The organism is Streptomyces sp. NPDC101178, assembly GCF_044767965.1.
Taxonomy (GTDB): domain Bacteria; phylum Actinomycetota; class Actinomycetes; order Streptomycetales; family Streptomycetaceae; genus Streptomyces.
In genome coordinates this window covers 761,629-772,202 of the sequence record NZ_JBIWOZ010000004.1, presented here as the reverse complement: position 1 = coordinate 772,202, position 10,574 = coordinate 761,629, and the positions used below count along the sequence as shown (strand labels likewise).

The following is a 10,574-nucleotide window of genomic DNA, read 5'->3' as shown; positions in this document are numbered from 1 at the left end:
ACCACGAGCGCATGGAAGCGTTCACCGACTGGCTGCACTGGTACAACTACCACCGACCCCACACCGGCATCGCAGGCCAAACCCCCGCCAGCCGCGGCACCAACCTGTCCGGACAACACACCTAGGGAGCGTCTTGCCGATCATGCCGGGCTCGCGTGCCCTGGTGCCTGATCCGGCCTGATCGACAAGACCCCCTAGGCGAGGCGCTCGCGCAGATAGGCGGCGGTCGCGTGGTCGGCGGGCAGGAACGTCTCGATGGCCAGCTCCGCCACGGTCACGTCCATCGGCGTGTTGAACGTGGCGATGGAGGCGATGAACGACAGCACCTGACCCTCGTGTTCGATCACCAGAGGCAGCGCGAACGACGGCGTACGCTCAGCGGCCCGGCTGCCGCCGGAAGCCTGGTCCGCGACGGGATAGGCGGCCACCTCCTCGTACAGCGTCCGCAGCTCCGGTGACCGTACGAGCGCGATCTGACGTTCCATCTGCGCCAGCAGATCCGCCCGCCACTCCGCCAGGTTCAGGATGCGCGGCGCGAGGCCGGCCGGGTGGAGCGTGATCCGCATGGCGTTGAGCGGCGGGGTGAGCAGCTCCTCGCAGACGCCCTCCATGAGCAGCGCGATGCCCCGGTTGGCCGCCACCACGGTGTACGTGCCGTCGACGACGAGCGCCGGATACGGTTCGTATCCCGCCAGCAGCCGCTCCAGCCCGTCGCGCACCGAGGCCATCGCGGGGGCGTCGAGCGGGGTCTGCGCGTAGCGGGGCGCGTAACCGGCGACCACCAGCAGGGCGTTGCGTTCCCGGACGGGGATGTCCAGCTGCTCGGCCAGGCGCAGGATCATCTCCTCGCTGGGGCGCGAGCGGCCCGTCTCGATGAAGGAGATGTGGCGGGCCGAGGAGTCCGCGCGCAGCGCCAGATCCAGCTGGCTGAGCCGCCGCCGCTCGCGCCAGCCGCGTAGCAGCCCACCGACCCCCGTGTCGGGGGAGACAGTCGTCATGGGAAGACCGTAACGTCACGGATCCGGTCGCACGCCGACATCCGAGACCCACGGGAGCCGTTCCATGTCCGCCGAACCGCTGTCGAAGACCGAGACCGAACACCGGCTGGAGTCGCTGCCGGGCTGGGCGCTGGAAGGCGACCGGATCACCCGGACCTACCGGCTGCCGTCGCACTTCGCCGCCGCCGCCCTGACCGTCCACATCGCTCAGATCCAGGAGGAGCTGAACCACCACTCCGATCTGACGCTCGGCTACAACACCGTCGCCCTGTCCGTCCACACGCACGACGCCGGTGGCAAGGTCACGGAGAAGGACCTGGAGCTGGCCACCCGGGTCGAGGCCGCCGCACCGGCCCACGGCGCGCAGTAGCGGGCTCCTCGGCCGAGAGGCCTGAGGACCGGGCCCCTCAGCTCACCATCCCGAACCGCGGATTCCCGGCGAGCCACCGCGCGTAACCGGGGCTGCGGGACACGGCCTCCGCGTACGCCGCCCGGGTCTGACCGGCCACCGTCACCGCCGCCGCGTCCGCGGCGGGGGAGTGCGGGTGCCAGCCCAGCAGGTGCCGCCAGCTGAGCGGCGCACCGGCGAGCGGCCGGGTCACCAGGCCCGGGACCGGCGGGAACGTGGCCCGGCACAGTCCGATCGCCCGCCCGACCTGCACCAGATGGACGACGGAGGAGGTGTCCGTCTCGTACACGGAGACAGGAGTGAAACCGGCCCGTGCGCAGGCCGTGGCGAAACAGTCCGCGAAACAGCCGTCACCCGGTACGTCGGCCCAGCACTGGTCCGCCAGCGCCGCCAGCTCCAGCTCCTCCTCGCCCGCCAGCGGATGGTCCTCCGGCAGCATCACGAAGACCGGGTCCACGCCCACCACCTCCCAGACCAGCCGCTCGGCCAGCGGCGGCGGGCTCTCGCCGCAGGTCCCGATCAGCGCGAAGTCCAGGCGCCCGTCGATCGTCAGCGCGGCGATCTCGTCCACCGACCACGAGGTGTACGTGGACACCGGCGCCGCCGGGTGCGCCGTGGCGATCCGGTCGACCAGACCGCCGAGGAGCGGGCCGTGCGTACCGCCGAGCCGGAACCGCTCCAGCGGCCCGGTGGCGTTGGCGAACCGCACCGCCTCCGCCTGGAGCTCGCTCACCGCGGGCAGCACCACCCGGGCCCGCTCCAGCACCAGCTCGCCGAGCGGAGTGGCGCGGGCCCCCGTGTGGTCACGCTCGAAGAGCGTGCCGCCCAGGGCCTTCTCGATCCGCCGCAACTGGGCGCTGAGAGCGGGCTGGGCAAGGCCGAGCGTGGCGGCGGCCTTGGTGAGGCTGCCGGTGTCGGCGATGGCACGGACGGTTCTCAGATGGCGCAACTCCAGCTCCATAAAGGCAAGTTATGGCCACCGGCCCGCCCGGGCAATATGCCGGTCACTCTTGTGTTCGGGCAATGTTTTCGCGCTGTACCTCCGGTGCTCGGCGCCGCGGAGGCTCCTGCTCCGGTTCGGCCGCACCGGCCGCCCGTACGGTCCGCCGCACGGAGACTTGCCGGAGCGGCAACAGAACTTGCCTGGACGGCGGCCTCCGGTGAGGGTGGCGTCATGAGCAGCCACCACGCCGGACACGGCCACCACGACACCCACCACCCCGCGCACCCGCACAGCCACGGGTCCGCCGCGGCGGGCGCCGGTACGGAGTTCGACTGGGACGTGATGGGCCCGATGCTGGAGCAGGAGGCCGAGCTGAACAGCGGCACCTACGAGGAGGCGGCCCGCTGGATGGCCGCCCTGCCGACCGCGCCGACCGTACGCCGGGTGCTGGACATCGGCAGCGGCCCCGGTGTCGTCACCTGTCTGCTGGCCCAGGTCTTCCCGGAGGCCGAGGTCGTCGCCGTGGACCCCACGCCCGCCCTGCTGGAGCGGACGCGGGAGCGCGCCCGCCGCCTCGGTGTGAGCGACCGGGTCCGGACGGTGGAGGCGGAGCTTCCACAGGACGCCGGCCGGCTGGGCGAGGCCGACCTCATCTGGGCCGGCAACTCGCTGCACCACATGGGCGACCAGCGCGCCGCCCTCGCCGGGTTCGCCGGACTCCTCCGCCCCGGCGGGACCGTGGCGCTCCTGGAAGGCGGCCTGCCCACCCGGCGGCTGCCCCGGGACCTCGGCATCGGGCGGCCCGGCCTGGAGGCCCGGATGGACGCGGTCTTCGCCGCCCGGTTCGACCGGATGCGCAACGAACTGCCGGACGCCAAGCGGGAGGCCGAGGACTGGAGCGCGCTGATCGCGGCGGTCGGGCTGACCCCGCAGGGCACGCGCAGCTTCCTGCTCGACCTGCCGGCCCCGCTCCCGGCGCCGGCCCGCGCACATGTGATCGCCAAGCTGACCCGGGAGCACGAGGTCCTCGGCGAACTGCTCGACGCCGACGACCGCGCCGTACTGGAACGGCTGCTGGACCCCGAGGACCCGGCAGGCGTCCACCAGCGGCCCGACGTCTACCTGCTCACGGCCCGCACGGTCCACCTCGGCCGCCGCGACTGACACCCCCGGGACGTTGTCAGGACGGCACCGGCTCCAGCTGCCACCACTGGAACGGGGAGTCGGTGTCCTCCCACTGCTGGACCGTCCCGCCCTCCTCCGTCGAGCGGTCGGCGACCTCCATGGCGAGCCCGCTGATGAAGCTCACCAGCGTCACCGTGCCCGGCGCCTCCAGGTGCTGCTCGATCAGCCACTCCTGGGCGCCGAAGTTGTTGGCCTTCCACTGCTGGATGCGGACACCGTTCTCCGTGTCGGCGTTCGCGACGTCCAGCCGCTTCCCGCTGTGCGCGTTGACCAGGTGGTAGAGGGCCGCGCCCTCGTGCACCGGGGCGAGCTGCCACCGCTGGGCCGCCGTCCCGTCGTCCTTGCCCTGCTGCACCCGTGCACCGCTGCCCTTGGCCGCGCCGTACACCTCCAGCAACAGGCCGCTGCCGACATTGCGCAGGCGGTACGTGCCCGCCTCGACGACCGGCGCCGGATGGCTGCTCATCGTGCTCTCTCCCCGAAAACGTATGGCTGTTGACCGACTGACGGCGCCCCCACCGCCGTGATGGTGGGGGCGCCGGACGAACCCGGCGCTCAGGCGCCGAGGTTGAACTCCGCCGGGTCCGGGCCGAGCCGCTTGCCCTCGTCCAGCGCAGCGAAGGCGGCGAGGTCGTCGGCGTCCAGCTCGAAGTCGAACACGTCGAAGTTCTCCTCGATCCGCGACGGCGTCACGGACTTCGGGATCACGATGTTGCCGGTCTGCAGGTGCCAGCGCAGGACGGCCTGAGCGGGCGTACGGCCGTGCTTCTGGGCGATGGCCACGACCGTCGGCACCTCCAGCAGGCCCTTGCCCTGACCCAGCGGCGACCAGGCCTCTGTGGCGATGGAGTGCTCGGCGTGGAAGGCTCGCGCCTCGGCCTGCTGGAGCTGCGGGTGCAGCTCGATCTGGTTGAGGACGGGAACCACGGAGGTCTCGGCCAGCAGCCGCTTCAGGTGCTCGGGGTGGAAGTTCGACACACCGATGGCCTTGGCGCGGCCGTCGGCGTGGATCTTCTCGAACGCCCGGTAGGTGTCGGTGTACGCGTCCTTGGCCGGGACCGGCCAGTGGATCAGATACAGGTCCACGTAGTCCAGGCCGAGCTTGTCGAGCGAGGCGTCGAAGGCGCGCAGCGTGCTGTCGTATCCCTGCTCGCTGTTCCACAGCTTCGTGGTGACGAAGAGCTCGTCACGGGCGACACCCGAGGCGGCGATGGCCTTGCCGGTACCTACCTCGTTCTCGTAGATCGCGGCGGTGTCGATGGACCGGTACCCGGACTCGATGGCCTTCGTGACCGCCTTCGCCGCCTCGTCGTCCGGCACCTGCCAGACACCGAAACCGAGCTGCGGCATTTCGAGGCCGTTGTTGAGGGTGATGGAGGGGACCTGGCTCACGAGCGGTCGATCCTTACGTCGTCGGTTGGTACTCCCCACGACAACGAGCACAAGGGCCCGGGCATTCCCGCCTCAAGATCCAAAAGCTTCATGATCCAGAATTTGTGCGAGCGGTCAGTGGCGGAGCGCGTTTGTCCTGGTCAGTGGTACAGCACGTTCGTCCTGGTCAGTGGTACAGCGCGTCGACCTCGACTCCGTACGCCGTCTCGATCGCCTTGCGCTTCAGCTTCAGCGAGGGCGTGAGCAGCCCGTGCTCCTCGGTGAACGGGTGGGCCAGGATCCGGAACGTACGGATCGACTCGGCCTGCGACACCGCCGTGTTGGCCGCCACCACCGCCCGGCGGATCTCCATCTCCAGGTCCGGGTCGCGGACCAGCTCGGCGGGTGCGAGCGGCGTACGGCCCTGCATGACGAGCCAGTGGTCGACGGACTCCTGGTCGACGGTGACCAGGGCCGCGATGTGCGGACGGTCGTTGCCGACGACGATGCACTGCGCGACCAGCGGATGGGCCCGGACCCGCTCCTCCAGGCCCGCCGGCGACACGCTCTTGCCACCGGAGGTCACCAGGATCTCCTTCTTCCGCCCGGTGATCGTGAGATAGCCGTCCCCGTCCAGTGAACCCAGGTCCCCGGTGGCCAGCCAGCCGTCCTCCAGCGCGGTCCGGGTCGCGACCGGATCGTTCAGGTAGCCGGAGAAGACGTTCGGGCCGTGCAGCCACACCTCGCCGTCGTCCGCGATGTGCACCGACGTGCCGGGAATGGGCTGCCCGACCGTGCCGTACCGGGTGCGCTCGGGCGGGTTCGCGGTGGCCGCCGCGGTCGACTCGGTCAGCCCGTACCCCTCGAAGACGGTCACTCCGGCGCCCGCGAAGAACAGGCCGAGCCGCCGGTTCATCCCGGAACCGCCCGACATCGCGTGCCGCACCCGGCCGCCCATCGCGTCGCGGACCTTCTTGTAGACGACCTTGTCGAAGAACTGGTGCTGCACCCGCAGCCCGGCGGACGGCCCCGGACCGAGGCCGAACGCCTTCTGCTCCAGCGCCTCCGCGTACTTCACCGCGATGTCCACGGCCTTGTCGAACGGCCCGGCCCGCCCCTCCGCCTCGGCCTTGCGCCGGGCGCCGTTGAAGACCTTCTCGAAGATGTACGGCACCGCCAGGATGAAGGTGGGCCGGAACGACATCAGGTCCGGCATCAGCGCGTTGGCCGACAGCTCCGGCTGGTGGCCGAGTTTGACCCGTCCCCGTACCGCCGCGATCTCCACCATCCGGCCGAAGACGTGCGCCAGCGGGAGGAAGAGGAGCGTGGCCGCCTCGTCACCCGGCCTGGAGTGGAACACCGGTTCCCAGCGGGCGACCATCGTGTCGCTCTCGAACATGAAGCTCGCGTGCGTGATCACGCATCCCTTGGGCCGGCCCGTCGTGCCCGAGGTGTAGATCACCGTCGCCACGGACTCGGGCGTCACCGCCCGCCGGTGCCGGTGCACCACCTCGTCGTCGACCGCCGCGCCCGCGCCGACCAGTTCGTCCACCGCGTCGGCGTCCAGCTGCCAGAGCCGCTTGAGGTGCGGCAGCCGGTCGATCACCGAGCCGACGGTCATCGCGTGGTCCTCGTGCTCGACCATCACCGCCACCACCTCCGCGTCGTGCAGCATCCAGTGGACCTGCTCGGCTGAGGAGGTCGGGTAGACCGGCACCGACTGCGCGCCCACCGACCAGAGCGCGAAGTCGAAGAGCGTCCACTCGTACCGGGTACGGGACATGAGGGCGACCCGGTCGCCGAACCGGACGCCGTGCGCGATCAGCCCCTTGGCCAGTGCCAGCACCTCGTCGCGGAACGCCTCCGAGGTCACGTCCCGCCACTGTCCGCGCGCGTCCTTGCGGCCGAACGCGACCCGCCGCGGATCGTCCTCCGCGTAGTCGAAGACGGCATCGGCCAGACCGCCGACTTGAGGCGGCGCGGCCATGGGTGGGACCGTGAATTCACGCAATGACCTGCTCCTCGTGGCGCTCCGCACAGCGCCGCGACGCTACCCCAACCGGGGGCCCGGCGGGAGGGCCCGAACCTCGGGTAAAACGTGGCGTTCGCGGAGGTCAACCGTCGAAAACCGGCCAGATGGGCAAGGCCGGGGCGCACTTCTGACGGAGGCGTAAGCGGCTCGCGGGCAAATCTCCACCGAATCCGACCGAGGCGATCACTCCCGGTCTCTGGCGGTACGAGGTGCTATGCACCGCTACCGGCTGGTGCGGGTCATCGGTTCATGCGCCGCTATCCGCTGGTGCGGGTCATCGGGTTCACGCGCCGCCACCGGCCGGTGCGGGTCATCCTCCGCCACCCCGGTGCAGCCGGTCCCCGCCCGCCAGGATCGCCGCCGCCAGCGCGTCCGCCGCCTCCTGCGCCGCACCCCGCCGCTCCCCGTGCAGCAGCACGAAGTCGACGCCACCCGGCTCCGGCAGCCCCATCCTGGCCGGAACCGGCACGAGCCCCGGCGGGATCAGCCTCCGCGAGTGCACCATCACGCCGAGCCCGGCCCGCGCCGCCGCGACCAGAGCGCTCAGGCTCGTACTCGTACAGGCGATCCGCCAGGCCCGCCCGTCCTCCTCCAGCACCTCCAGGGCACGGGCCCGGGTGATGCCCGGCGGCGGGAAGACGATGAGCGGCACCGGGCGCTCCGGGTCGATCCGCAGCCGCGGGGCGCCGATCCAGTCGAGCGCGTCCTGCCACACCAGCTCGCCGTGCGTGTCCCCGGTCCTCCGCTTGGCCAGCACCAGATCCAGCCGGCCCGCCTCCAGCTGCCGGTGCAGGGTCCCGGACAGCTCCACGGTGAGTTCCAGTTCGACCTCCGGATGGTCGCGGCGGAAAGACTCCAGGATCTCCGGCAGCCGGGTCAGCACGAAGTCCTCCGAGGCCCCGAAGCGGAGCCGGCCGCGCAGCCGGGTCCCGGCGAAGAACGCCGCGGCCCGCTCGTGCGCCGCGAGGATCGTCCGGGCGAAGCCGAGCATCGCCTCGCCGTCCTCGGTCAGGTCGACCCGGTGGGTGTCCCGGGCGAACAGCTGCCGCCCGGCCGCCCCCTCCAGCCGCCGGACGTGCTGGCTGACGGTGGACTGCCGGAGCCCGAGGCGGCGGGCGGCCTGGGTGAAGCTGAGGGTCTGGGCGACGGCGAGGAAGGTACGGAGCTGGGCGGGGTCGTAGGAGGTGTCCACGCCCACCACGCTAACGGCTGCTATCGCGTTATGTGATGGCAGTCAGAGCGGTATGAGGGATTCCCGATCGCCGGGCGCGCGGCAGGATGGTGGGGCGCACCAGCGCATCGACGCACCCGAAGAACCATGTGGAGCCCATGAGCAGCCGCCGCACCCTCACCCTGCCGTCCTGGCTGCCGGTCGACGCGTACATCCTGGCGCTGGTCGGCACCGTCGTCCTCGCCGCGCTGCTGCCCGCGCGCGGCATGGCCGCCGATGTGGCGGGCGGGGCCTCCACCGGGGCGGTCGCCCTGCTCTTCTTCCTCTACGGGGCCCGGCTCTCGACGGCCGAGGCGCTCGACGGGCTGAAGCACTGGCGGCTCCACCTCACCGTCCTGGCCTGCACGTTTCTCGTCTTTCCGCTGCTGGGCCTGGCGAGCAAGGGGCTGGTGCCGTACGTCCTGACGCCGGAGCTCCAGGCGGGTTTCCTCTTCCTGTGCCTGGTGCCGTCGACGATCCAGTCCTCGATCGCGTTCACCTCGATCGCCCGCGGCAACGTGCCCGCCGCGATCTGCGCCGGCTCGTTCTCCAGCCTCACCGGGATCTTCCTCACGCCGCTGCTCGCCGCGCTGCTGCTCGGCTCCGCCGGTGGCGGCTTCTCGGCGGACTCGCTGCTCAAGATCGTGCTCCAGTTGCTCGTGCCGTTCCTCGCCGGACAGCTCCTGCGCCGCTGGGTCGGCGGGTTCCTGACCCGGCACAAGAGGGTGCTCGGCCTGGTGGACCGCGGCTCGATCCTGCTGGTCGTCTACACCGCGTTCAGCGAGGGCATGGTCGCCGGCATCTGGAGCCAGGTGACTCCGGCCCGGCTCGGCGCCCTGCTCGCGGCCGAGGCGGTCCTGCTGGCCGTGATGCTCGCGCTGACCTGGTACGGAGCACGGAGGCTCGGCTTCGGCCGGGAGGACCGGATCGCCATCCAGTTCGCCGGGTCGAAGAAGAGCCTGGCGGCGGGGCTGCCGATGGCGAGCGTGCTGTTCGGGGCGCACGCGAGCCTCGCCGTGCTGCCGCTGATGCTCTTCCACCAGATGCAGCTGATGGTCTGCGCGGTCATCGCCAAGCGCCGCTCGCGGGACCCGGAGCCGGTGCGGGACGGGGAGGAGGCCGATGCCGGGCCGTTGTCACACCCGGCGGCTACGGTGACGTCGTAGCGGCCGACCGCCGCTGACGGCTGCTGCCCGGCGCCGACCGGCGCTGACTTGGAGGACCATCATGGCCGACCGGCCCGCCGGACCCGAGGACGACTTCCCGCACGGCGCGGGCAACCCGGCCCGCAGCGCTCTGCGGCACGCGGGCTACACCCGGCTCGCGCAGCTCACCGAGGTGACGGCGGCGGAGGTGCTGGCGCTGCACGGCGTCGGCCCGAAGGCGATCGGGGTGCTGCGCGAGGCGCTGGCGGCCGAAGGGCGGTCGTTCGCCGGGGAATGAGCCGTAGGGGACGGGTGCCGGCGGGGGACGGGTGCCGGCGAGGGCGGGCGTGCTTTCCGCCACGGCCTACCGGCGGGCCCGCGCGTCAGTGCACCTCCGCCTCCAGCGCGATCCGGTGCTCACCCGCGTACACGTTCATCGAAGGCCCCCGCAGGAAGCCCACCAGCGTCAGCCCGCTCTCCGCCGCCAGGTCCACCGCCAGCGAGGACGGCGCCGAGACCGCCGCGAGCACCGGGATCCCGGCCATCACCGCCTTCTGCGCCAGCTCGAACGAGGCCCGCCCCGAGACCAGCAGCACCGCCCGCGACAACGGCAGCCGCCCGTCCGTCAGCGCCCGGCCCACCAGCTTGTCCACCGCGTTGTGCCGGCCCACGTCCTCCCGTACGTCCCAAAGCTCGCCGTCCTCCGAGAAGAGGGCCGCCGCGTGCAGCCCGCCGGTCCGGTCGAACACCTTCTGCGCGGCCCGCAGCCGGTCCGGGAGGGCGGCGAGCAGCTCCGGTGTGACGCGGACCGGGGGAGAGTCACCGACCGGGTGACGCGTGGTCGTACGGACCGCGTCCAGGCTGGCCTTGCCGCACAGGCCGCACGAGGAGGTGGTGTAGACGTTCCGCTCCAGCGTGATGTCGGGGACCGCGACCCCGGGCGCGAGCTTCACGTCCACCACGTTGTACGTGTTCACACCGTCGGCGGTGGCCCCGGCGCAGTAGACGATGGACTGCACCTCCTCGCCCTCGGCGATCACGCCCTCGCTGACCAGGAACCCCGCCGCCAGCGCGAAGTCGTCGCCGGGTGTGCGCATCGTGATGGCCAGCGGCTTTCCGTTCAGCCGTATCTCCAGCGGCTCCTCCGCGACGAGCGTGTCGGCGCGGGAGGAGACGGCACCGTCCCGGATACGGAGGGTGCGGCGGCGCTCGGTGACCCGTCCCATGAGGCTGAACCCGATTCTGTCGGCGTGGAGAGCTTCCGGTGTGCGGAGCTGTCGG

General features: G+C 71.7%; 12 protein-coding genes. 5 read left to right on the top strand and 7 right to left on the bottom strand.

Annotated features, from left to right (window positions below):
• A partial coding sequence (locus ACIRR8_RS15745; protein ID WP_404064357.1) for an integrase core domain-containing protein occupies positions 1–125 on the top strand: 125 nt, incomplete at its 5' end.
• Positions 126–194: 69 nt separating this feature from the next.
• Here the strand turns inward: ACIRR8_RS15745 and ACIRR8_RS15740 are convergent.
• A complete protein-coding gene (locus ACIRR8_RS15740) occupies positions 195–998 on the bottom strand; it encodes a helix-turn-helix domain-containing protein (RefSeq protein WP_404064266.1) in 804 nt (267 codons plus the stop codon).
• Between the two features lie 64 nt (positions 999–1,062).
• Here ACIRR8_RS15740 and ACIRR8_RS15735 point away from each other — a divergent pair, with 64 nt between their 5' ends.
• Entirely contained in the window at positions 1,063–1,368 is a 306-nt protein-coding gene (locus ACIRR8_RS15735; RefSeq protein WP_404064263.1) for a 4a-hydroxytetrahydrobiopterin dehydratase, read from the top strand.
• A 37-nt stretch (positions 1,369–1,405) separates the two neighbouring features.
• Here the strand turns inward: ACIRR8_RS15735 and ACIRR8_RS15730 are convergent, their stop codons facing one another.
• Positions 1,406–2,368 carry a LysR family transcriptional regulator gene (locus ACIRR8_RS15730; protein WP_404064260.1) on the bottom strand — a complete coding sequence of 321 codons (963 nt, stop codon included), beginning with the start codon at positions 2,366–2,368 and terminating at the stop codon, positions 1,406–1,408.
• Between the two features lie 213 nt (positions 2,369–2,581).
• Between ACIRR8_RS15730 and ACIRR8_RS15725 the strand changes: the two genes are divergently transcribed.
• Entirely contained in the window at positions 2,582–3,514 is a 933-nt protein-coding gene (locus ACIRR8_RS15725; protein WP_404064256.1) for a class I SAM-dependent methyltransferase, read from the top strand.
• 16 nt (positions 3,515–3,530) lie between these two features.
• On the opposite strand, the gene ACIRR8_RS15720 is transcribed toward ACIRR8_RS15725, so the two are convergent.
• From ACIRR8_RS15720 to ACIRR8_RS15705, 4 genes are all read right to left on the bottom strand, one after another.
• Complete coding sequence (locus ACIRR8_RS15720; RefSeq protein WP_404064253.1) at positions 3,531–4,001, bottom strand: RICIN domain-containing protein; 471 nt, start codon at positions 3,999–4,001, stop codon at positions 3,531–3,533.
• Between the two features lie 89 nt (positions 4,002–4,090).
• Positions 4,091–4,927 (bottom strand): aldo/keto reductase, encoded by an 837-nt coding sequence (locus tag ACIRR8_RS15715; protein WP_404064250.1) that lies wholly within the window; start codon positions 4,925–4,927, stop codon positions 4,091–4,093.
• A 166-nt stretch (positions 4,928–5,093) separates the two neighbouring features.
• Entirely contained in the window at positions 5,094–6,893 is a 1,800-nt protein-coding gene (locus ACIRR8_RS15710; RefSeq protein WP_404064248.1) for an AMP-dependent synthetase/ligase, read from the bottom strand.
• A gap of 355 nt (positions 6,894–7,248) precedes the next feature.
• Positions 7,249–8,130, bottom strand: a complete 882-nt coding sequence (locus ACIRR8_RS15705; protein ID WP_404064245.1) for a LysR substrate-binding domain-containing protein — start codon at positions 8,128–8,130, stop codon at positions 7,249–7,251.
• A gap of 137 nt (positions 8,131–8,267) precedes the next feature.
• Here ACIRR8_RS15705 and ACIRR8_RS15700 point away from each other — a divergent pair, with 137 nt between their 5' ends.
• The gene (locus ACIRR8_RS15700; protein WP_404064243.1) at positions 8,268–9,314 is read left to right on the top strand and encodes a bile acid:sodium symporter family protein; all 1,047 of its coding nucleotides are present in this window, start codon (positions 8,268–8,270) and stop codon (positions 9,312–9,314) included.
• Between the two features lie 61 nt (positions 9,315–9,375).
• Positions 9,376–9,591 carry a DNA-binding protein gene (locus ACIRR8_RS15695; protein ID WP_404064241.1) on the top strand — a complete coding sequence of 72 codons (216 nt, stop codon included), beginning with the start codon at positions 9,376–9,378 and terminating at the stop codon, positions 9,589–9,591.
• 85 nt (positions 9,592–9,676) lie between these two features.
• On the opposite strand, the gene fdhD is transcribed toward ACIRR8_RS15695, so the two are convergent.
• The gene (fdhD, locus tag ACIRR8_RS15690; RefSeq protein WP_404064239.1) at positions 9,677–10,519 is read right to left on the bottom strand and encodes a formate dehydrogenase accessory sulfurtransferase FdhD; all 843 of its coding nucleotides are present in this window, start codon (positions 10,517–10,519) and stop codon (positions 9,677–9,679) included.
• Between the last annotated feature and the right edge of the window lie 55 nt (positions 10,520–10,574).

What these genes read in the sequence shown, in the direction of transcription:
- ACIRR8_RS15740 (WP_404064266.1), bottom strand. Translation starts at nt 998, where the DNA reads ATGACGACTGTCTCCCCCGACACGGGGGTCGGTGGGCTGCTACGCGGC.
- ACIRR8_RS15735 (WP_404064263.1), top strand. Translation starts at nt 1,063, where the DNA reads ATGTCCGCCGAACCGCTGTCGAAGACCGAGACCGAACACCGGCTGGAG.
- ACIRR8_RS15730 (WP_404064260.1), bottom strand. Translation starts at nt 2,368, where the DNA reads ATGGAGCTGGAGTTGCGCCATCTGAGAACCGTCCGTGCCATCGCCGAC.
- ACIRR8_RS15725 (WP_404064256.1), top strand. Translation starts at nt 2,582, where the DNA reads ATGAGCAGCCACCACGCCGGACACGGCCACCACGACACCCACCACCCC.
- ACIRR8_RS15720 (WP_404064253.1), bottom strand. Translation starts at nt 4,001, where the DNA reads ATGAGCAGCCATCCGGCGCCGGTCGTCGAGGCGGGCACGTACCGCCTG.
- ACIRR8_RS15710 (WP_404064248.1), bottom strand. Translation starts at nt 6,893, where the DNA reads ATGGCCGCGCCGCCTCAAGTCGGCGGTCTGGCCGATGCCGTCTTCGAC.
- ACIRR8_RS15700 (WP_404064243.1), top strand. Translation starts at nt 8,268, where the DNA reads ATGAGCAGCCGCCGCACCCTCACCCTGCCGTCCTGGCTGCCGGTCGAC.
- ACIRR8_RS15695 (WP_404064241.1), top strand. Translation starts at nt 9,376, where the DNA reads ATGGCCGACCGGCCCGCCGGACCCGAGGACGACTTCCCGCACGGCGCG.
- fdhD (WP_404064239.1), bottom strand. Translation starts at nt 10,519, where the DNA reads ATGGGACGGGTCACCGAGCGCCGCCGCACCCTCCGTATCCGGGACGGT.